The 18,403-nt window shown below is 72.0% G+C and carries 24 protein-coding genes; 15 read left to right on the top strand and 9 right to left on the bottom strand.

Going from position 1 to position 18,403, the window contains the following annotated elements:
- The first annotated feature begins 20 nt into the window (after positions 1 to 20).
- Positions 21 to 908: an alpha/beta hydrolase gene (locus tag ABZ098_RS33500; RefSeq protein WP_356597495.1), complete on the top strand. Its 888-nt coding sequence runs from the start codon at positions 21 to 23 to the stop codon at positions 906 to 908.
- 19 nt (positions 909 to 927) lie between these two features.
- Here ABZ098_RS33500 and ABZ098_RS33495 read toward each other — a convergent pair whose 3' ends face one another.
- Positions 928 to 1,713, bottom strand: coding sequence for a hypothetical protein (locus tag ABZ098_RS33495; RefSeq protein WP_356597494.1), 786 nt, complete (start codon positions 1,711 to 1,713; stop codon positions 928 to 930).
- Positions 1,714 to 1,840: 127 nt separating this feature from the next.
- Here ABZ098_RS33495 and ABZ098_RS33490 point away from each other — a divergent pair, with 127 nt between their 5' ends.
- The 3 genes from ABZ098_RS33490 to ABZ098_RS33480 all read left to right on the top strand — a co-directional run bounded on the left by ABZ098_RS33490 (position 1,841) and on the right by ABZ098_RS33480 (position 3,753).
- Positions 1,841 to 2,503, top strand: a complete 663-nt coding sequence (locus tag ABZ098_RS33490; protein WP_356597493.1) for an SUMF1/EgtB/PvdO family nonheme iron enzyme — start codon at positions 1,841 to 1,843, stop codon at positions 2,501 to 2,503.
- A gap of 106 nt (positions 2,504 to 2,609) precedes the next feature.
- Positions 2,610 to 3,410, top strand: a complete 801-nt coding sequence (locus ABZ098_RS33485; RefSeq protein ID WP_356597492.1) for a phosphotransferase — start codon at positions 2,610 to 2,612, stop codon at positions 3,408 to 3,410.
- The gene (locus ABZ098_RS33480; protein ID WP_356597491.1) at positions 3,328 to 3,753 is read left to right on the top strand and encodes a winged helix-turn-helix transcriptional regulator; all 426 of its coding nucleotides are present in this window, start codon (positions 3,328 to 3,330) and stop codon (positions 3,751 to 3,753) included. The genes ABZ098_RS33485 and ABZ098_RS33480 overlap by 83 nt, the downstream gene beginning before the upstream one ends.
- Positions 3,754 to 3,834: 81 nt before the next feature.
- Here ABZ098_RS33480 and ABZ098_RS33475 read toward each other — a convergent pair whose 3' ends face one another.
- Positions 3,835 to 4,194, bottom strand: a complete 360-nt coding sequence (locus ABZ098_RS33475; RefSeq protein WP_356597490.1) for a MerR family transcriptional regulator — start codon at positions 4,192 to 4,194, stop codon at positions 3,835 to 3,837.
- Between the two features lie 59 nt (positions 4,195 to 4,253).
- Here ABZ098_RS33475 and ABZ098_RS33470 point away from each other — a divergent pair, with 59 nt between their 5' ends.
- On the top strand, positions 4,254 to 4,586 hold the full coding sequence (locus tag ABZ098_RS33470) for a putative quinol monooxygenase (RefSeq protein WP_356597489.1): 333 nt from the start codon (positions 4,254 to 4,256) through the stop codon (positions 4,584 to 4,586).
- Between the two features lie 134 nt (positions 4,587 to 4,720).
- A complete protein-coding gene (locus tag ABZ098_RS33465) occupies positions 4,721 to 5,344 on the top strand; it encodes a PadR family transcriptional regulator (protein WP_356597488.1) in 624 nt (207 codons plus the stop codon).
- A gap of 100 nt (positions 5,345 to 5,444) precedes the next feature.
- Here ABZ098_RS33465 and ABZ098_RS33460 read toward each other — a convergent pair whose 3' ends face one another.
- The gene (locus ABZ098_RS33460; protein WP_356597487.1) at positions 5,445 to 5,873 is read right to left on the bottom strand and encodes an SRPBCC family protein; all 429 of its coding nucleotides are present in this window, start codon (positions 5,871 to 5,873) and stop codon (positions 5,445 to 5,447) included.
- A gap of 97 nt (positions 5,874 to 5,970) precedes the next feature.
- Positions 5,971 to 6,159 (bottom strand): hypothetical protein, encoded by a 189-nt coding sequence (locus tag ABZ098_RS33455; RefSeq protein ID WP_356597524.1) that lies wholly within the window; start codon positions 6,157 to 6,159, stop codon positions 5,971 to 5,973.
- Positions 6,160 to 6,354: 195 nt separating this feature from the next.
- Between ABZ098_RS33455 and ABZ098_RS33450 the strand changes: the two genes are divergently transcribed.
- The 3 genes from ABZ098_RS33450 (at position 6,355) to ABZ098_RS33440 (ending at position 9,097) form a co-directional block, all read left to right on the top strand.
- A complete protein-coding gene (locus tag ABZ098_RS33450; RefSeq protein WP_356597486.1) occupies positions 6,355 to 6,921 on the top strand; it encodes a Clp protease N-terminal domain-containing protein in 567 nt (188 codons plus the stop codon).
- Positions 6,922 to 6,973: 52 nt separating this feature from the next.
- On the top strand, positions 6,974 to 7,993 hold the full coding sequence (locus tag ABZ098_RS33445; RefSeq protein WP_356597485.1) for an EamA family transporter: 1,020 nt from the start codon (positions 6,974 to 6,976) through the stop codon (positions 7,991 to 7,993).
- Between the two features lie 192 nt (positions 7,994 to 8,185).
- Positions 8,186 to 9,097 carry an EamA family transporter gene (locus tag ABZ098_RS33440; protein WP_356597484.1) on the top strand — a complete coding sequence of 304 codons (912 nt, stop codon included), beginning with the start codon at positions 8,186 to 8,188 and terminating at the stop codon, positions 9,095 to 9,097.
- 44 nt (positions 9,098 to 9,141) lie between these two features.
- Here ABZ098_RS33440 and ABZ098_RS33435 read toward each other — a convergent pair whose 3' ends face one another.
- The gene (locus tag ABZ098_RS33435) at positions 9,142 to 9,774 is read right to left on the bottom strand and encodes an FMN-binding negative transcriptional regulator (RefSeq protein WP_356597483.1); all 633 of its coding nucleotides are present in this window, start codon (positions 9,772 to 9,774) and stop codon (positions 9,142 to 9,144) included.
- The gene (locus ABZ098_RS33430) at positions 9,774 to 10,457 is read right to left on the bottom strand and encodes a pyridoxamine 5'-phosphate oxidase family protein (protein ID WP_356597482.1); all 684 of its coding nucleotides are present in this window, start codon (positions 10,455 to 10,457) and stop codon (positions 9,774 to 9,776) included. Before ABZ098_RS33430 ends, ABZ098_RS33435 begins: the two co-directional genes overlap by 1 nt.
- A gap of 35 nt (positions 10,458 to 10,492) precedes the next feature.
- Between ABZ098_RS33430 and ABZ098_RS33425 the strand changes: the two genes are divergently transcribed.
- Entirely contained in the window at positions 10,493 to 11,827 is a 1,335-nt protein-coding gene (locus ABZ098_RS33425; RefSeq protein WP_356597481.1) for an aminotransferase class I/II-fold pyridoxal phosphate-dependent enzyme, read from the top strand.
- 760 nt (positions 11,828 to 12,587) lie between these two features.
- Here ABZ098_RS33425 and ABZ098_RS33420 read toward each other — a convergent pair.
- Positions 12,588 to 13,511 carry a DMT family transporter gene (locus ABZ098_RS33420; protein ID WP_356597480.1) on the bottom strand — a complete coding sequence of 308 codons (924 nt, stop codon included), beginning with the start codon at positions 13,509 to 13,511 and terminating at the stop codon, positions 12,588 to 12,590.
- 74 nt (positions 13,512 to 13,585) lie between these two features.
- Here ABZ098_RS33420 and ABZ098_RS33415 point away from each other — a divergent pair, with 74 nt between their 5' ends.
- Positions 13,586 to 14,488 carry a LysR substrate-binding domain-containing protein gene (locus ABZ098_RS33415; protein ID WP_356597479.1) on the top strand — a complete coding sequence of 301 codons (903 nt, stop codon included), beginning with the start codon at positions 13,586 to 13,588 and terminating at the stop codon, positions 14,486 to 14,488.
- 27 nt (positions 14,489 to 14,515) lie between these two features.
- On the opposite strand, the gene ABZ098_RS33410 is transcribed toward ABZ098_RS33415, so the two are convergent.
- On the bottom strand, positions 14,516 to 14,983 hold the full coding sequence (locus ABZ098_RS33410) for a pyridoxamine 5'-phosphate oxidase family protein (protein WP_356597478.1): 468 nt from the start codon (positions 14,981 to 14,983) through the stop codon (positions 14,516 to 14,518).
- 138 nt (positions 14,984 to 15,121) lie between these two features.
- Here ABZ098_RS33410 and ABZ098_RS33405 point away from each other — a divergent pair, with 138 nt between their 5' ends.
- The gene (locus ABZ098_RS33405) at positions 15,122 to 15,763 is read left to right on the top strand and encodes a cysteine hydrolase (RefSeq protein WP_356597477.1); all 642 of its coding nucleotides are present in this window, start codon (positions 15,122 to 15,124) and stop codon (positions 15,761 to 15,763) included.
- A 4-nt stretch (positions 15,764 to 15,767) separates the two neighbouring features.
- Here the strand turns inward: ABZ098_RS33405 and ABZ098_RS33400 are convergent, their stop codons facing one another.
- On the bottom strand, positions 15,768 to 16,199 hold the full coding sequence (locus ABZ098_RS33400) for a Rieske (2Fe-2S) protein (RefSeq protein ID WP_356597476.1): 432 nt from the start codon (positions 16,197 to 16,199) through the stop codon (positions 15,768 to 15,770).
- 92 nt (positions 16,200 to 16,291) lie between these two features.
- Between ABZ098_RS33400 and ABZ098_RS33395 the strand changes: the two genes are divergently transcribed.
- From ABZ098_RS33395 to fabG, 3 genes are all read left to right on the top strand, one after another.
- On the top strand, positions 16,292 to 17,056 hold the full coding sequence (locus tag ABZ098_RS33395; RefSeq protein ID WP_356597475.1) for a HipA family kinase: 765 nt from the start codon (positions 16,292 to 16,294) through the stop codon (positions 17,054 to 17,056).
- A complete protein-coding gene (locus ABZ098_RS33390; RefSeq protein ID WP_356597474.1) occupies positions 17,053 to 17,502 on the top strand; it encodes a DUF3037 domain-containing protein in 450 nt (149 codons plus the stop codon). Before ABZ098_RS33395 ends, ABZ098_RS33390 begins: the two co-directional genes overlap by 4 nt.
- Positions 17,503 to 17,634: 132 nt before the next feature.
- On the top strand, positions 17,635 to 18,396 hold the full coding sequence (gene fabG, locus ABZ098_RS33385; RefSeq protein ID WP_125190518.1) for a 3-oxoacyl-ACP reductase FabG: 762 nt from the start codon (positions 17,635 to 17,637) through the stop codon (positions 18,394 to 18,396).
- Positions 18,397 to 18,403 lie beyond the last annotated feature (7 nt).

The raw sequence follows: 18,403 nt of genomic DNA, 5'->3' as shown, positions 1-18,403 counted from the left end.
GTAGCGATGGGTGCTCAGTCATGCCGTTCAGCCCCGGAATCAAGGCCAGGGGGATCCAGCTCCTGCTCGGCCCCGTGATGTCCCGTGTACACAAGGACCTGCGCTTCACCGACATCCCGGCGCGCACCGAGACCCTCCGGGTGGAGACCGGCGCCGGGCCCGTGACGTGCACCGTCTACCACCCGCCGGCCGCCGACGCCGCCGCTCCCGTGTACGTCAACTTCCACGGCGGCGGGTTCGTGGTGGCCCGCCCCGAGCAGGACGACCACATCTGCCGCTACATCGCCGCCACGGCCGGCTGTGTCGTGATCAACGTCGACTACGCGGTCGCGCCGAAGCGGCCGTACCCGACACCCGTCACCCAGGCCTACGACGTCACCGCGTGGGTCGCCGAGAACGGCGCCGTCGGCGGCTGGGACGGTTCGCGGCTCGCCGTGGGCGGACACAGCGCCGGGGCCAACCTGACCGCCGCGGTGTGCCGCCTGGCCAGGGAGCGCGGCACCTTCTCGCCCCGGCTCCAGATCCTCGACTCCGCACCGCTCGACCAGGTCGCCGACCCGGCCACCAAGCGGTCCCTCGTCGCCAAGCCGCTGCTCACCCCGCAGCTCATGCGGATCTTCACCGCCGCCTACGTCCCCGAGCCCGCCGACCGCGCCCACCCCCTGGTCTCGCCCGCCCTCGCCGACGATCTCGCCGGACTGCCGCCCGCCCTCGTCGTCACCGCGGAGAACGACCGCCTGCGTGACGAGGGGGACGCCTACGCCAAGGCCCTGGAGGCGGCCGGCGTTCCGGTCACCCATCGCGTCTTCGAAGGTGTCGACCACTACTTCACCCACACGGGCCCGGTAGCGGCCGGCAAGGAGGCCATCGACCTGATGGCCACCACGTTGCGCGACGCCCTGAAGTGACCGTCCCGTCCCCACGGAGTCACTCGTGGGCGTGTCGCTGACCCGCGTCGGGGGTGTCGCTGGAGTCCTCGCGCAGGGAGCGCGCGAGTTCGGAGAGGTGCCGCGCCTGGGCGGCGGACAGGCGCCGTGCCGCCCACAGCAGTGCCGCGGCGTCCACGGCCCGGCGCGGGGGAGGCGGTGGCACCGCACGCAGGACGACGCCCGTCAGCGCGGCCAGATCGCCCGCGTCCATCCCCAGCAGCGCGGCGAAGTCCGTCACCAGGCGCGGGGTCAGCTCCTTGCGGCCGGAGCCGATCACACCGTAAGTGGCGCTCGACAGATAGGTGGGCGTCGTGAGCGCGAGCGCCGCCGCCATGCCCGAGAGGTTCAGGTTGCGGTATTGGAGCATGCGGACGACCTGAGCGCCGGGTCCACCGTCCAGGGGCAGGAGCGGCTTCGGGGTGAACCTGGACCGGCGTTCCTCCCGCGGCAGTGCGCTGATCCGCCGCAGGAGTTCGCGGCGCCCGGCCGCGGGGACGCGCACCGCATCCGTCACCGTCCACTTCACGAACATCGCGGCCCCGGCGTCCAGCGGCGCCATGCTGTCCGGGACCGCCCGTCCCGCGAGGACGAACAGATCGACGGTGTGCAGACCCAGCGCGGGCGCGAGCCGTCGCAGCGGTTCCTCGTCGGGACTGCCCCCGGCGAGCACGGCACGGGTCTCGCTCTCGCTCAGCCCGGCACGCCCGGCCAGTTCAGGCACGCCGAGCTCCCTGTGATCCAGCAACCGCGCCAGCATCGACCCGAACCCGGGGTGCTCTGTCATGCCCGCAGGCTAGTCACACGTGCGGGCGGGATGGGGTGCGGAGTCGGGACTGACCTGTGCCGGTGATCGGTGAGCAAGTCGCTGACGGGGCTCGTTAGGATCCCCTGATCATGGACGTGTTGATGTGATGGGCAACGAGATGATCGCCGTTCCGCCGGGACGGGTGACGCTGTCGGACCGGCGGACGCGGCGCAGTTGGTCGGTCGAACTCGCGCCCTACCAGCTCGCGGCCTTCCCGGTCACCCAGGCGTTGTACGCACAGATCACAGGCCGGCAGCCAAGTGCCACCCGCGGGGACCGGTTGCCCGTCGAGTGCGTCTCCTGGTGGGACGCAGTCCGGTTCTGCAACGACCTGTCCCGGCGCGCCGGTCTCACGCCCGCGTACCACTTCCGTGCCGAGGCCGACGACGTCGAGTGGGACTTGTCCGCCGACGGCTATCGACTCCCGACCGAAGCCGAGTGGGAACACGCCTGCCGTGCCGGGACGACCGGGCCGCGCTACGGGGAGCTCGACGAGATCGGCTGGTACCGCGGCAACTCGCACGAGCGCCTCCACGAGGTGGGCGGCAGACGCCCCAACCCGTGGGGGCTGCACGACATGCTCGGCAACGTCTGGGACTGGTGCTGGGACGTGTACGACGCCGAGGTCTACGGCGCCTACCGGGTGCTCCGTGGCGGTGGCTGGTTCGACGAGCACTGGAGTTGCCGGGCCTCCGCGCGGCGCCGCAGCCACCCGACTTTCCAGGTCGACGACGTGGGGTTCCGCGTCGCGCGTTCCGTCGTGCACTGATCCGTGTCGCGTGCGACGGCCCTCTGCAGCCGGGCCCGCGCGGGTCAGGTACAGCGGGGGAGCGGGCGTGCGCGGGAACATCATTTCCGGCGATAGCGTGATCTTCATGACGGCTGAGGACGAGGCGCTGGTCGGCGGGATGGTGAACGCGGGGGCGGTCTTCCGCCGGGGCGAGTGCGTGGAGCGACCGGCACCGCGCAACGCGCGCGCCCTGCATGCGCATCTCCTCGCGCTGAAGGAGCACGGCTTCGACGCGGCGCCGACCCCCGTCGGTCTCACCGCGGACGGCCGTGAACAGCTGACCTTCCTCCCTGGCGACGTGGCTCTGTCACCGTTCCCGGACTGGTCGATGACGCGTGCCGCCCTCGAATCCGTGGGAAGCCTGCTGCGGCGTCTGCACGAGACCAGCGCGGCCGTCGGGGTCGACACCCGTGCCGAGTGGCCCCTGGACCTCGCCGACCCGGAGGGGGGAACGATGCTGTGCCACAACGATGTGTGCCCGGAGAACGTCGTCTTCCGCGACGGTCGTGCCGCCGCCCTGATCGATTTCGACTTCGCGGCCCCGGGCCGTGCCCTCTGGGACCTCGCCATGACCGCCCGCTATTGGGTGCCCATGCTCGATCCCGCGTCCGCGGCCGCCTTCTATCCCCCCGGGCTGGATGCGGCCGCACGGCTGCGGATCCTCGTCGACAGCTACGGCCTCTCGGCCGGGGACCGCGCCGAGTTGCCCGGCGTCATCGAGCAGGCCACGGAGGTGTGCCGGGCCTTCGTCGCCCGCCGTGTGGCCGACCAGGACCCCGTCTATCTCCAGGCGCTGGCCGAGCGTGGTGGCTGGGACCGCTGGGACCGCATGCAGTCCTGGCTGGTGGACCACCGCAAGACGTTCACGGCTGCCCTGCTGGACTGACCGGCCCGGGCGTTCGAGGTGGCGTGACGCGCTACCGGGACTCAGCTCCGAGCCCCTGTCCTCACGGCTCCGGCGATGCGTCCTCAGCGGGCGGATCACCCGCGCCGCCTACCCGGAGGTCCCGCCCCGGGTGGAGTACCAACTCACCCCGGCAGGCACACGACTTCAGGTCGTCTTCGGCCCATGGCCGGCTGGGCTGAACAGGATCTTCCTCGCACCGCTGCGGCCCGCGGTCCAGACGGGTGATCCGAAGACGCCCACCGCACTCCAAGTGCGCGCACTCAGCCCTGCGAGTCGGCGCGCTCCTGGACTGGCTGGCCGCCTGGAGTCAGGCGGACAATGACCGTGCAGCAGACCGAAGCCCTAAGGCCGGGACGCGGACCGGAAATTGCACGCGCCTCCACCTTGTAGCGCGGCAGCGGTCCTACCTGAGTGTCGGCTCGAGGGCACGCGTGGCGGAGATCAGCCCGGCCAGTGAGGTGCGGGTTTCCGACAGTGCGGAGATCCGGTCGTCCAGACCCTGGAGGTGCTCTTGGAGGGTCTCCAGCTTGCATCCGGCGACCGTGCCGTCCTGGCGAACGCACGGCAGCAGGTCGCGGATCACCCGTGTCGGCAGGCCGGCGTCCAGCAGCGCGCGAATGCGGCGGACCACGGCCGGGGCGCTGTCGTCGTAGCGGCGGTGGCCGCTGTCGAGGCGGTAGGACTCCAGGAGGCCCTGCTCCTCGTAGTAGCGCAGCAGTCGGACCGAGGTGTCCGTCACGGCGGCGAGCTCGCCGATCTTCATGTGGTGCTCCTCACAACCCCTTGAACCTCACATCGGTGTCAGATCCTAGCTTGAGGGTCATGACGAACACAGAACGCCCCATCGCCCTCTACGGTTTCCTGCGGCCCAGGCCGGAGCGCGCGGACGAGGTCCGGAGCATCCTCTCCTCCTTCGTGGAACCCACCAGGCGAGAGCCCGGCAACCTGCAGTACCACCTGCACGAGCACGAGGACGGCCGCTTCTTCCTGTACGAGGTCTGGCGCTCCCAGGAAGACCTGGACCGGCACAACGCGACGCCCCCGCTGCGCGCCTTCCTGGAAACCCTGTCGACTTTCCTGGAGGAAGCCCCGGAGGGCTACTTCGACACCATGGTCAGCCCGTACCCCGACACCGAACCGACTCCCGTGCGCTGAGAATCCGACAGCCTCGCTACGACCGGTTTCACCGGTCTCGTGACGGGCCGGGCAGAGAAGGGCCTTGCCATGCGATCGGTTCCGATATATCGTTGAAGCATCGCGACTGATCAACGATGGATGGAGTGATTGCGATGCGTTCCCACGGATTCGAGCGTGGACATGGTGGAGCCGGTCGTCGGGGCCGCGGTGGCCCCGAGAGCCTGCGGCGTGCCTTCGGGCCCTTCGGTCCGGGCGGTCCCGGTGGCCCCGGCTTCGGAGGCCCGGGCTTCGGCCCCGGGCCCTGGGGGCCGAGGGGGCGGGGTGGACCCAGGGGAAGGGCGCGGCGCGGTGACGTGCGCGCCTCGATCCTGGCCCTGCTCAAGGACCGGCCCATGCACGGTTACGAGATGATCCAGGAGATCGCCGAGCGCAGCGGCGGGGCGTGGAAGCCCAGCCCGGGCTCGGTGTACCCCACCCTCCAGTTGCTGGAGGACGAGGGGCTGATCGTCAGTGAGACCGAGGGCGGCAAGAAGCTGTTCTCGCTCACCGAGGCCGGCCGTACCGCGGCCGGCGAGGGCCCCGACGCGCCCTGGGAGGAAGCCTCCCGCGGCATCGACTTCGAGGCGCTCGGTGAGATCCGGCAGGCCGGCTTCGGCCTGATGGAGGCCTTCGGCCAGGTCTGGAAGACCGGCAGCAAGGAACAGCGCGACAAGGCGGTGGCCGTCATCAACGAGGCCCGCAAGAAGCTGTACCTCATCCTCGCCGACGAGGACTGATCACGGATCGCGGCTGTACGGCCGCGACAGGCGCCCCGGGCGGGAAGTCCCGGGGCGCCTTCGTGCGTCCCGCCGTCAGGACATCAGCCCGGCCGTTTCGTCAGGACACCAGCCCGGCCAGTTTCCGCAGCGACTCGTTCAGCGCGGCGGTGCCCGAGTCCTTCAGCCTGCCCGCCATCAAGGAGACGGCGGCGCCCGTGAACTCGCCGTCGATGCGGACCGTGGTGGCGTCCCCGTCCGGGGTGAGGGTGTAGCGGGTGGCCACACTCACCGCCATCGGGCCCTTGCCCCGGATGGCGAACAGCCGGGCCGGCTCCACCTGGTCGATGGTCCACTCGACCTCGGCGGGGAAGCCCATCAGCTTCATGTTCTCCTGGAAGGTCCCACCCGGTTCGAGGGCCGTCGGGCCGCCCTTGGGGAAACTGGTGTGGGTCGCGTTCCAGTCCCCGTACGCGGACCAGTCGGTGAGCTGGGCCCAGACCTTCTCCGCGGGCGCCGGGATGCGTGCCTCCGCGCTGATTTCCGCCATGCGGCCACCTCTTCGTGTGGGCTGTGGTGTCGCGGAAAGTAGCCGCAGGAGCCACAACATTCAATACTGATGAACCGTCAGAAGTGTGGAGGGATGCTCAGGCCACCCGCCGTATCACCGCCGCGTCGAACAGGTCCCACGCGCGCGGGAAGGCGCTCTCGTCGTGGCAGTGCCACGCCTCCCAGAACAGGTCGGCGAGCAGCGCGTCCTCCGGGGCGTCCACCCGGTACACGTACTGCTTGCCGTCCACCGCCGGCAGCGCCACCAGCCAACACCTGCTCTCCACGCCTGTGTGGGACGAATGACGTCGCATGACGGTTGCCCGAGGGGCGCGCGGCACGTCGGTGCGCGCCCCTGGGGTGGCAGGCGTGACCTCATCCAAAAGGAGGAGAACCCAGCCCCGGGATCCGCTCTCCGTGGGACGCGAAGATGCTTCCCCTCGGGGATGACCGGATGCGGTGGGGCTGATGGGGTGGGGGATGTGCACCCCCGTATCCCCCGGCAGTCGGCCCGCGAACACAGCGGCCCGCCACCGGCCCGTCCGGACGACGATGTCAGGCTCAGCCCGGAACTGACAGCGGTGGTGTCCGGTGCCCGCAGGCGCGCGCTGCGGGACGGGGACCGGCAGATCGACACCGCCCATCTGCTGCACTCACTGCTCGACGCCGACGCCGAGGCGTACGCCGTCCTCGACGCGGAGCCCCACCTGCCACGGCTCCTCGGATATCTCGTGCAGCGCAGCATCGGCTACGGACTGCGCTGGCAGGGCACCGTCGAGGACTCCGGCGCCGTCCCCGTGGTGATCGAGGCCGAGGGCTTCTCACCGCTCGCCGCGGGCGCCATGGAGTACGCCCGCGCCCGGGCCGAGCACCGCGCCGACGGGCCCGCCCGTGGGATCGACCTGCTCGCGGCGATCCTGGTCGACCCCGAGTCCCGGGCCGTCGAGGTGCTGACCCGGGCGGGGATCGACGCCCGGGCGGTGTCCGCCCGGATCGACGACCGCCTGCCCGGCGGCCTGTGGGGCGGCCCACCGCGGTCCAGCCGCTGAGACAGGAGTCAACGGGGGTGACGCTCATGTCGTGCCCTGTCATCATGGGTCGGTGCATACGTCTGAACGCAGCAGGGCCGGTGACAGCGGGGGAGTCGGGCCCGGTGACGGCAAGGGAGTCGGACTGGGTCTCGCGCTGGTGTCCGCGCTCGCCTTCGGCGGATCCGGGGTCGCGGCCAAGCCGTTGATCGAGGCGGGGCTCGATCCGCTCCACGTGGTGTGGCTGCGGGTGGCGGGCGCCGCCCTGGTGATGCTGCCGCTCGCCGTCCGGCACCGCGCGCTGCTGCGCAGCCGGCCCGCCCTGCTCGCCGGCTTCGGACTGCTCGGCGTGGCGGGCGTCCAGGCCTTCTACTTCGCCTCGATCTCCCGCATCCCGGTCGGCGTCGCCCTGCTCGTCGAGTACCTCGCCCCGGCCCTGGTGCTCGGCTGGGTGCGGTTCGTCCAGCGCCGGCCGGTCACCCGCGCCGCCGCGCTCGGCGTGGTCCTCGCGGTCGGCGGGCTCGCCTGTGTCGTCGAGGTGTGGGCGGGCCTGAGCTTCGACGCCCTCGGACTGCTCCTCGCGCTGGGCGCCGCCTGCTGCCAGGTCGGCTACTTCGTCCTGTCCGACCAGGGCAGCGACTCGGACGAGGCCCCCGATCCGCTGGGCGTGATCGCGTACGGCCTGCTCATCGGCACCGCCGTCCTGACCGTCGTGGCCCGCCCGTGGACCATGGACTTCTCCGTCCTCGCGCACAGCGCCGACATGGACGGCACCCCGGTCGCGGCCGGACTGCTGCTCGGCTGGATCGTGCTGATCGCCACCGTCCTCGCCTACGTCACCGGCGTGGTCTCGGTGCGCAGGCTCTCACCCGCGATAGCCGGGGTCGTGGCCTGCCTCGAAGCGGTCGTCGCGACCGTCCTCGCCTGGGTGCTGCTCGGCGAACACCTCTCCGCCCCGCAGATCGTGGGCGGAGCGGTCGTCCTGCTGGGCGCCTTCATCGCGCAGTCCTCCACTCCGGCCAAGGGGTCCGTGGAGCCGGTCGCGGCCGGGGGCGCCGAAAGTCGGTTGTCCGCCCGGGAGAACGCCGCCTAGGCTCACGGATCATGCATACGCGCACCCTCGTCGTTTCTCCGCCGGCCGCCTGAGGCGGGCCCTCCGGAGACCACGCCCGGCATGTCGCCGGGCTGAACGGTGCTGCCCGCAGACGAAGTCCGTGGGACCCCGCCCTCGAGCGGGCGTCCTCTTCCGAACTTCCGCGCCTCGGCGCGACTGCGGAGAGAACACGTGTCGCATGCTTCCTCAGGCCTGCCCGTCGGGCGAGGCCTCGTCTACCTGATCGTCGCCGGTGTCACCTGGGGCACCGCGGGAGCCGTCGCCTCCCTGACCTACCGGACCAGTGACCTGGGCCCGGTGGCCCTGTCCTTCTGGCGCTGCGCGGCCGGACTGGCGGTCCTTCTCGCGGTCCGTCTCGTCCGGCCACGCGCGCGTACGGCCGTCTCGGAACCGCTCCGCCGCAGGGCCCTGCGGGTCGGCGCGTCGGGCATCGCCCTGGCGGTGTTCCAGACCGCCTACTTCGCCGCCGTACGGTCCACCGGGCTCGCCGTGGCCACGGTCGTCACCCTCGGCGCCGGCCCCCTGCTCATCGCACTCGGGGCCCGCCTGACCCTCGGGGAGCGGCTCGGGCGTGGCGGAACCGTCGCTGTCGCCGGAGCGCTCGCCGGACTCGGAGTGCTGATGCTGGGCGGCGCGGACGCGTCCGTACGCCCGCTGGGTGTGCTCCTCGGGCTGCTCTCGGCGGCCGGCTGCTGTGTGATGACCCTGATCACCCGCACCTCCGGGGCGGGGTCCTCCGGGACCTCCGTGGGGGTGTTCGCGGTCACCAGTCTCTGTCTGCTGCCCTTCGCGCTGGCCGAGGGCCCGGTCCCGCACACGCCCGAACCCGTCCTGCTCCTGGGCCTGCTGGCCTACCTGGCGACCGTGCCCACGGCTCTCGCCTACGGCCTCTACTTCGCGGCCGCCGCGGTCGTCCGCTCCACCACCGTCTCCGTGATCATGCTGCTCGAACCGGTGAGCGCGGCGGTGCTCGCCGTCGTGCTGTTCGGCGAGCACCTCACCCCGGCCGTCGTCCTCGGCACCTTGCTGATGCTGGGCGCGGTGGCGGGGCTCGCGGTGACGGAGGCCCGCGTGCCCGCCTGACGGTGGACGGGCGGAGGGGCTCTTCCGGTGAAGGGCCCCTCCGGTCACGCGCGTTGTCGCCGCAGCAGGTGCTCGCGTGCCGCCGCGTCCCCGGGACCGCCCCGGTCCGTCAACCCGTCCGCGATCCGCTTCCGCACCTGCGCGCTCCGCTTCCCGGCGTACTTGAACTTCGCCCGCACATCGGTCACTTCGAGCCGCAGACCACGGATTCCCGAGAGCATCCGCCCGTACGGCACCTCGCCGACCGCCACCCGCGCGGAGCCGCCCTCCGGCTGGAAGTGGCCGACCTGGTGGTTCAGGAGCGCGGCCTTCTCGACCGGGTCGTCCACCACGTGCGCCCGGCAACGCAGTTGGACCGCCGCGTAGAAGCTGGTCGGCGTGCCGTGCTCGGCGGGACCGTCCGGTTCGGCCTGCCACGGGCCCGGCACGTACGCGTAGTCGTCGACCACGCTCAGCAGGCAGTCCGGACTCGCCTCCAGCGCGCTCCACAGCGGGTTGGGCCGCGCGAGGTGGGTGAGGACCTCGCCCCGGGCGGGGTCGTGGGCGAAGTGCAGGGGCTGGACGAACGGCGGTTCGCCCGCGGGGCCGTTGACGGCGAGCTGCCCGAAGTCGTGGACGGCGAGCCACTGTTGCCACTCGGTGTCGTCGCGGGCCGCGTCCCAGGGGTGGATCAGCATCACAGCACCGCGAGATAGTCGGGAACCTCGGTGCCGGGGTTCAGTTGCCCGTCGGCGACCGGGGTGCCGTAGCCCTTGCGGAGCGGGAGCACACCGGCCCAGTGAGGGAGGGCGAGGTCCTCGGGCTCGTCGTTGACACCGCCGGTGCGGAGCTTGGCGGAGACCTCGTCGAGGTCGAGGCGGATGACGGCGGTGGCGGCCAGTTCCTTCTTGTTGGCCGGGCGGGAGTCGACGGCGCGTCCCGGGACCACGTGGTCGACCAGGGCGTCGAGGGCGAGGCGCTTCTCCTCGGGGTCCGTGACGTCGTACGCGAGCCCGTGCACCACCACCGACCGGTAGTTGATCGAGTGGTGGAAGGCCGAGCGGGCCAGGATCAGCGCGTCGACGTGCGTGACCGTCAGGCACACCGGCAGCCCGGGGTCGGCCTCACCGGTCATCCGCAGCGGGCGCGAACCGGTCGAGCCGTGGACGTAGAGCCGCTCGCCCACCCGGCCGTACAGCGTGGGCAGCACCACCGGGGCGCCGTCCCGGACGAAGCCGAGATGGCAGACGTACCCCTCGTCGAGTATCGAGTGCACCAGTTCCTTGTCGTACGAGGCCCGGCCCGGGGAGCGCGTCGGGACGGTGCGGTCGGTCGGCGCGTAGGCGGTCGGCTCCGGCGTGGTCGCGGTGGTCCCCTGCATTGCGGTCTCCATTGCACTAGTGCATAATCTGCTTTGTGCTAGGAGAATATCGGATCGAAGGGCGACGCGCAGCGGAGATTGCGGCGAGCGTCGAGCGCGCGGTGGGCGCCGGGGAGCTGGAGCCCGGCCAACTGCTGCCTCCCATGCGGGAGTTGGCAACCGAACTGGGTGTGAATCCGAATACGGTCGCGGCCGCGTACCGCACCCTGCGTGAACGTGGGGTCATCGAGACCGCCGGGCGCAGGGGCAGCCGGGTCCGGTCGATGCCGGCGACCACGGGCCGGGAGTACATCCGGGTGGAGGTCCCGGAGGGCGTGCGGAACGTGGCGAACGGCAACCCGGATCCCGCGCTGCTGCCCCCGCTGGCGCCCGCCTTCGCCGCGGCAGCCGCGCGCGCCGACAGGGAGCCGGTCCTGTACGGCGAGGCGACCGTTGACCCGGACCTGGCGCGCCTGGCCCGGGAGGCGCTCGACGCGGACGGCGTCCCGGACGGCCCTCTCGCCCTGGCCTGCGGATCCCTCGACGTGATCGAGCGCGTCCTGGCCGCCCACCTCAAGCCCGGCGACACGGTCGCCGTGGAGGATCCCGGCTGGGGCAGTCTCCTCGACCTGGTCCCGGCGCTCGGCCTGCGTATCGCCCCGGTGGGCGTGGACGACGAGGGACCGCTCGCCGACGACGTACGCCGGGCCCTGGAGTCGGGCGCCCGAGCCCTGATCGTCACCGACCGGGCCCAGAATCCGACCGGCGCCTCGGTGACCGCCCCCCGCGCGCGTGCCCTCCGCGCGGTCCTCGAGAACCACCCCGACGTCCTCCTCGTCGAGGACGACCACGGCCACGGCATCGTCGACCTCCCCCTGCACCCCCTGGCCGGAGTGACCCGCCACTGGGCCTTCGTCCGCTCGGTGGCCAAGGCCTACGGCCCCGATCTGCGCCTGGCGGTCCTCACCGGCGACGAGGTCACCGTCGACCGCGTCCACGGCCGTCACCGTCTGGGTCCCGGCTGGGTCAGCCGCATCACCCAGCGGGCGGTGGCGCATCTGTGGGCGGACGGTGTGCTCGACACCGCGAAGGTGGCGGCCGCCTACCGCGAGCGCCGTGACCGGCTGATCGGCGCGCTGGCGGAACGCGGGGTCGAGGCCCACGGCCGCAGCGGTCTCAACGTGTGGATCCCGGTCCCGGACGAAACCGGTGCCGTGTCCCGCCTCCTGCACGCGGGCTGGGCGGTGGCCCCGGGCGCCCGCTTCAGGATGGGCGCACCGCAGGGGATCCGGGTGACCGTGGCCACCCTGGAGGCTGCCGAGGTCGCCCCCTTGGCGGACGCGGTGGCTAGGGCGCTGGGGGCGGTGCGGTCTGCGAGTGCGTATCGGTGAGTTGTCTGGTGGGGGTGGGGGGGAGAGGAGCGGCCGGGCCACGGCAGGCCGCCGTCGATCGCTCGCCGACAACCCGGGCCCCACTCGGCGCCTTTGGTGGCCGCGGTTCTTCTGGGAGCGAGGAACGGGCCGGCCGGGCCACGACGGATCCGCCGCCCGCCGACAACCCGGGGCTCCACCCGGCGTTAGTGGCGGCCGTGGTCTCCTGGGCGTGGGGATCGGGCTGGCCGGGCTGCGACGGATCCGTCGCCCGTCGGCCACCGCCCGTCGACAACCCGGGCCTCGCTCGGCGCTTTTGGCGGATGCGGTCGCCTGGGCGCGGGGAGCGGGCCGGCCGCGCCACGACGGATCCGCCGCCCGCCGACAACCCGGGGCTCCACCCGGGCTAGTGGCGGCCGTGGTCTCCTGGGCGTGGGGATCGGGCTGGCCGGGCTGCGTCGGATCCGTCGCCCATCGGCCACCGCCCGTCGACAACCCGGGCCTCGCTCGGCGCTTTTGGCGGATGCGGTCGCCTGGGCGCGGGGAGCGGGCCGGCCGCGCCACGACGGATCCGCCGCCCGCCGCCCGCCACCCGCCGCCCGCTGCCCGCCACCCGCCACCCGTCGGCAAGCCGAGCCTCGCCCCGGCGGGCGCTGTCGCGAGGGCGGTGGGTCCGGGCGCGGCCCGCCGTCGCGTACAGGTGAGTCGCTTGAGTCGCGCATGGGCCCCCGCGGGCCACGCGGCGGACCCGGCACCCCTCGGCAACCCAGGTCCCCGTCCCTCAGGCGCCCCGGCGAACCTGCGTGAGCGCGGCCCCCGCCAGCACCACCACCGCCCCCACCGGCGTGGACCAGTTCAACGACTCCCCGAGCACCACGACCCCCGCCCCCGTGGCGATGACCGGAATGAAGTACGTGACCATCTGCGCGGTCGTCGGCCCCACTTCCGCCACCAGGCCGTACTGAAGGAGCACGGCCAGTCCCGTACCGAGCGCCCCCAGAGCCGCGACGGCAAGCACGGGCAGCAGGTGGAAATGCGTCGGCGCACCGGTGAACAGCGGCGTGACGACCGCAAGTTGCACCGTGGCCAGCAGCAACTGCGCCCCCGTCAGGGATATGTGGGAGTACCCCGTACCGGCCAGGGTCCGGCGCACGTAGATCCACCCGATGGGATAGCTGAGCGAGGCCAGCAGGGCCATCGCCGTCCCCCTGCCGTCCAGACCGCTGAACCCCTGCCACGCGCCGAGGACCGTCAGCACGCCCAGGAACCCGAGACCGAGCCCCGCGACACGCACACGCGTGGGCCGGTCCTCGGACAGGGCGACGAGCGACAGGAGCATCCCCCACAGCGGCGAGGTCGCGTTGCAGATCCCCGCCAGCGTGGACGGGATCGTCAACTCCCCGTAGGCGAAGAGCGAGAACGGCAGCGCGTTCAGCAGGAACCCGGCGACCGCCAGATGTGCCCACGTCCGCACCCCGCGAGGCAGCCGCTGCCGCTTCACGACCATCGCCGCGGCGAGCACCAGCGTGCCGAACGCCAGTCGCCCGAGCGTCACCTGGAAGGGCGCGTACCCCTCGGTGCCCACCTTGATGAGCAGGAAGCTGAACCCCCAGATCAGCGAGAGCACGCCGAAGCGCAGACGCCAGTCGAGGGCAGGGCGGCGGGAGGCGTCAGGCGGGGCTTCGGCGACGGTCGCGGTGGTCATGCCGACCACGATCCCCCACACGATCTCGTAGCACAAGCGAGTATTTCGGCGAAGTATCTCGTAGTATTGCTTACATGTTGAACCTGGAGCGCCTGCGCACCCTCGACGCCCTCGCCCGGCACGGCTCGGTCAGCGGCGCCGCCGAGGGCCTGCACATCACGACCTCGGCCGTCTCGCAGCAGATGTCCAAGCTGGAGCGCGAGGTCGGCCAGCAGCTCCTCGCCAAGAACGGCCGGGGGGTGCGGCTCACCGACGCCGGCCGGCTCCTCGCCGACCACGCGGCCCGCATCCTGTCCCAGGTAGAACTCGCCCAGTCCGACCTGGAGGCCCAACGCGGCCAGGTGGTGGGGGAGTTGCGGCTCACCGCGTTCCCGACGGCGGCGCGCGGACTGTTCCCGGCCGCGATCGCCGGACTGCGCTCGGCGCATCCGGGCCTGCGGATCAGCTCGCGCGAGATGGAGCCGGAAGCCGCGGTCCTCGCCGTGATCCGCGGCGACTACGACCTCGCGGTCGTCCTGGACTGGTACAACAAGCCGCTGCCCATGCCCGAGGGGCTGGTGAAGGCCTCGATCGTCGACGACACCGCCGACGTGGCGATGCCCGCGACCCACCGCCACGCGCACCGCGGCGAGGTCGATCTGGAGGACTTCGCCGACGACGACTGGGTCACCTGGGGCGAGGGCGAGTTCTGCCACGAGTGGCTGATGCACACCCTGCGCTCCAAGGGCGTCGAACCGCGCGTCGCACACCGCGCGGAGGAGCACCCGACCCAACTCGCCCTGGTCGGCGCCGGACTCGGCGTGTGCGTGGCGCCCCGGCTCGGACGCGGACCGGTCCCGAAGAGCGTGCGGACCGTGCCCGTACGGCAGTCGGTCAGCCGGCACATCTATGCCGTGTGGCGCGCGGACGCCGACCGCCGCCCGTCGATCCGGGCGGCGGTGGAGGCGCTGAAGTCGGCGGCGGAGAAGGCCGTGTGAGGCAGGTGCCGAGTGGGGCCGCTCGGTTCAGGCCGGGCCCAGCTTGCGGAAGTCCCAGGAGACGATCTTCTCCGGGGTCAGCCGTATCCACGCGTGCCGTCCGTCGTGCGGCATCTCCTCCAGGCGGAAGTTCTTGCGGGCGAACAGCGTCTCGGGGACGTCCAGTTCGGCGCACAGTTCGCCGGTGCGCGGGGCCTCGCCCACGAAGTCCACGGTCCCGGACAGCTCGACGCCCTGCAACTCGTCGTACTCCTCGCCCGTGTCGACCACGATGGCGACCCGAGGATCGCGCCGCAGGTCCGCCCAGCGCTTGCTGCGCACCACGGAGTACAGCCACATCGAGATGCCGTCCCAGGCGAACCACAGCGTGCTCACGTGCGGAGCACCGTCGGCCGAGACCGTGGCGACCCGGCAGGTGCGCTGGCTCGTCAGGAACTCGTCCAGCTCGCCCGGCGTCATCATGATCTTCCGGCCCCTGCGCTGCGTGACGGTCATACATCCCCCTCTTTCTCTCACGTCGTGTCAGAGGAGAGATCCTCTGACATCACGTCAGAAAAGGATGGGTCGTCTTCCGTCCCCACGCAATGGTGGCTACTGTCACGGCCCTTGGACCGTCGGCGACGAGGGGGAACCGTGCCGTCGTACGAACGACTCAGCGCACTGCTCGATCCCGAGGGCACAGTCCTGCTCACCGTCGAGTGCCAGCAGGGCGTCGTCGGACCGGACAGCGCCCTGCCCGAACTCGCCCGGGCCGCACGGGACTCGGGCGCGCTCGCCAACGTCGCCCGGCTGGTCGCCGCGGCCCACGGGAGCGGGGTCCAGGTGATCCACGCGATCGCCGAACGCCGTCCGGACGGCCGCGGCGCGAACCGCAACGCCCGCCTCTTCGGCGCCGCCGAGCGCCTGCCCGTCCAGCAGCTCACCGGGACCACCGCGGTGCGGGTGGCGGCCCCGATCGAGGTGAGCGAGGAGGACCTCGTAGTACGACGGCTGCACGGCCTGTCGCCGATCCAGGGCACCGAGGTCGACGCGCTGCTGCGCAACCTCGGCTGCCGCACCCTGGTCGTGACCGGCGTCTCCGTCAACGTGGCGGTGCCCAACGCCGTGTTCGACGCGGTGAACCGCGGATACCACACCGTGGTGGTGACGGACGCCGTCGCCGGTGTGCCCTCCGACTACACCCCGGCGATGATCCGTCACACCCTCGCCCTCGTCGCCACCCTCGCGACCACGGACGAGGTGCTGGCCTGTCTCCGGCGCCCCCGCGGTGCCTGACCTCTCATGCGAGGGTGATCGAGTCGCCGCTGACGGTGATCTTCTCCTCGGGCAGCGGCTGGGTCGCGGGCCCCTTCTTCACGCTGCCGTCGGTCACCGAGAACTCGCTCTTGTGGCACGGACAGGTGATGACCCCGTCGGCGATTCCGGTCACCGCGCACCCCTGGTGCGTGCACTTCGACGAGAACGCCTTGAACTGACCCGCCGTGGGCTGGGTGACCACCACGCCCGAGTCCTTGAAGATCTTGCCGCCACCCTCGGGGATGTCCGAGGTCTTGCCGAGCACGCTGCCGGCGGCGGCCCCTTCCGACGACGAGGAGGGTTCGTCCTCCGACCCGCACGCGTTCAGGGTGAGGGCGAGTCCCGCCGCGCCGACCGCCGCCACGACGACCCGGCGACTGGGGGCCGATGCGGGATGAATCGATTCGCTGGCCATGCTGACGTCCCCTTCCACGGATTCTCCGGACTGCCCTGAGGTACGGCCCCGGAGTGCCTGTTGTTCAGACACCCCCCCAGTAACCTGGGGCGATGCTCAAGGAAGCCATCGCGACCCGCTACATCACGCCCCTGCGTGAGGGCGGCTCGCTGCCGGGGCTCGTCGAGGCAGACGACCGCGGGACGTACGTCATCAAGTTCACCGGCGCCGGCCAGGGCCGCAAGACGCTGGTCGCCGAGGTGGTGGTCGGAGAACTCGCCCGCCGGCTCGGCTTGCGGGTGCCGCGGCTCCTGACGCTCGACCTCGACCCGGACCTGGGGCTCGGCGAGCCCGACGAACGGGTGCAGGAGCTCCTCCGGTCCAGCGGCGGCACCAACCTCGGCATGGACTTCCTCTCCGGAGCGCTCGGTTTCGACCCGCTCGCCTTCCCGGTGGACCCCGAGGAGGCGGGCCGGATCGTCTGGTTCGACGCGCTGGTCAACAACGTGGACCGCTCCTGGCGCAACCCCAACCTGCTGTGGTGGCGGCGCGAGGTGTGGCTCATCGACCACGGCGCGACCATGATCTGGCACCACAACTGGCCCGGCGCGGAGAAATCCGCCGCCCGCCCCTACGACGCCTCGGACCACGTCCTCAGGCCCTTCGCGCCCGATGTCGCCGCTGCCGCCGCCGACCTGGCCCCCCGTGTCACCGAGGACCTCCTCGCCGAGGTCACCGCCGAGATCCCGGACGCCTGGCTGGCGGACGAGCCCGGGTTCGACACCCCGGACGAGCTCAGAAGGGCGTACGCCCGGCCCCTGCTCCTGCGGGCCGCCGCGGTTCACGAACGCATCACCGGCATCGAGGGGGACAAGTGAGCGAGCGCCACATCCACATGGCCGGCAGCGTGGTCGAGCGCCACGTGATCAGGGGCGGCCGCAGCAGCGAGCGGGACGTCTTCGAGTACGCCCTGCTGCGGGTCGTCCCCCGGATCGAGCGCGGTGAGTGCATCAACGCCGGCGTGCTCGTGTACTGCCGCGCCAAGGCCTACGTCGGCGTGCGCACCCACCTCGACGAGGACCGGCTGCGGGCGCTCGACCCGGACGCGGACGTGGCCGGTGTCCGGGCCGCGCTGCGGGCCGTCGAGGCGGTCTGCGAGGGCAGTGAGGCCGCCGGGCCGGCCGCGCGGGACGACACCGGACGCCGCTTCCGGTGGCTCGTCGCCCCCCGCTCCACGGTCGTCCAGCCGGGCCCCGTGCACACCGGACTCACCCTGGATCCGGCGGCCGAACCGGAGCGCCTGCTCGACCTGCTGGTGAGGTAATGGATCACACCGGTCACGCGGGACGTTGACACCGCGTGCCAGGGCTTCTAGCGTCACGTCTGCCGAAGGTACTAAGCGGTCGCTCACCGACCCGGTCGGGCCGAACGTTCTCAAGGGCGAGGAGAATCAGCAATGTCCACCACTGAGCAGCGGGTAGCCGTCGTCACCGGTGCCGCGCGCGGCATCGGCGCCGCCACCGCCGTACGACTGGCGGCCGAGGGCCGCGCGGTCGCCGTGATCGATCTCGACGAGGCCGCCTGCAAGGACACCGTGGAGAAGATCACCGCGGCCGGCGGCCGAGCGATCGCGGTCGGCGCGGACGTCTCCGACGAGGCCCAGGTGCAGGCCGCGATCGCGCGCGTGGCCGAGGAGCTCGGCGCGCCGACGATCCTCGTGAACAACGCGGGCGTGCTCCGCGACAACCTGCTGTTCAAGATGAGCGTCTCCGACTGGGACACCGTCTTGAACGTGCACCTCAAGGGCTCGTTCCTGGTGACCAAGGCCGTCCAGAAGCACATGGTGGACGCGGGCTTCGGCCGGATCGTCAACCTCTCGTCGTCCTCCGCGCTCGGCAACCGCGGCCAGGCCAACTACTCCGCCGCCAAGGCCGGACTCCAGGGCTTCACCAAGACCCTCGCCATCGAGCTCGGCAAGTTCGGCATCACCGCCAACGCCGTCGCCCCCGGCTTCATCGCCACCGACATGACCGCCGCGACCGCCGAGCGCGTCGGCATGGGCTTCGAGGAGTTCAAGGCCGCGGCCGCCACCCAGATCCCGGTCGCGCGCGTGGGCGAGCCCGAGGACATCGCCAACGCCATCGCCTTCTTCACGGGCGAGGCGGCCGGATTCGTCTCCGGCCAGGTGCTGTACGTCGCCGGCGGACCGCTCGACTAGGGAAACG

This window comes from Streptomyces sp. NPDC006335, assembly GCF_040612795.1.
In the GTDB taxonomy this organism is placed as follows: Bacteria; Actinomycetota; Actinomycetes; order Streptomycetales; family Streptomycetaceae; genus Streptomyces.
The sequence above is the reverse complement of the archived record's forward strand: the minus strand, read 5'-3'. Positions and strand labels throughout refer to the sequence as shown.

Bases quoted from the DNA above. Each gene is read 5' to 3' on its own strand.
- ABZ098_RS33410 (WP_356597478.1), bottom strand. From the start codon at position 14,983: ATGACCGTCACGCAGCGCAGGGGCCGGAAGATCATGATGACGCCGGGC.
- ABZ098_RS33500 (WP_356597495.1), top strand. From the start codon at position 21: ATGCCGTTCAGCCCCGGAATCAAGGCCAGGGGGATCCAGCTCCTGCTC.
- ABZ098_RS33415 (WP_356597479.1), top strand. From the start codon at position 13,586: ATGTTGAACCTGGAGCGCCTGCGCACCCTCGACGCCCTCGCCCGGCAC.
- ABZ098_RS33435 (WP_356597483.1), bottom strand. From the start codon at position 9,774: ATGCTGATCCACCCCTGGGACGCGGCCCGCGACGACACCGAGTGGCAA.
- ABZ098_RS33495 (WP_356597494.1), bottom strand. From the start codon at position 1,713: ATGACAGAGCACCCCGGGTTCGGGTCGATGCTGGCGCGGTTGCTGGAT.
- ABZ098_RS33395 (WP_356597475.1), top strand. From the start codon at position 16,292: ATGCTCAAGGAAGCCATCGCGACCCGCTACATCACGCCCCTGCGTGAG.
- ABZ098_RS33475 (WP_356597490.1), bottom strand. From the start codon at position 4,194: ATGAAGATCGGCGAGCTCGCCGCCGTGACGGACACCTCGGTCCGACTG.
- ABZ098_RS33490 (WP_356597493.1), top strand. From the start codon at position 1,841: ATGGGCAACGAGATGATCGCCGTTCCGCCGGGACGGGTGACGCTGTCG.
- fabG (WP_125190518.1), top strand. From the start codon at position 17,635: ATGTCCACCACTGAGCAGCGGGTAGCCGTCGTCACCGGTGCCGCGCGC.
- ABZ098_RS33465 (WP_356597488.1), top strand. From the start codon at position 4,721: ATGCGTTCCCACGGATTCGAGCGTGGACATGGTGGAGCCGGTCGTCGG.
- ABZ098_RS33400 (WP_356597476.1), bottom strand. From the start codon at position 16,199: ATGGCCAGCGAATCGATTCATCCCGCATCGGCCCCCAGTCGCCGGGTC.
- ABZ098_RS33460 (WP_356597487.1), bottom strand. From the start codon at position 5,873: ATGGCGGAAATCAGCGCGGAGGCACGCATCCCGGCGCCCGCGGAGAAG.
- ABZ098_RS33470 (WP_356597489.1), top strand. From the start codon at position 4,254: ATGACGAACACAGAACGCCCCATCGCCCTCTACGGTTTCCTGCGGCCC.
- ABZ098_RS33420 (WP_356597480.1), bottom strand. From the start codon at position 13,511: ATGACCACCGCGACCGTCGCCGAAGCCCCGCCTGACGCCTCCCGCCGC.
- ABZ098_RS33485 (WP_356597492.1), top strand. From the start codon at position 2,610: ATGACGGCTGAGGACGAGGCGCTGGTCGGCGGGATGGTGAACGCGGGG.
- ABZ098_RS33430 (WP_356597482.1), bottom strand. From the start codon at position 10,457: ATGCAGGGGACCACCGCGACCACGCCGGAGCCGACCGCCTACGCGCCG.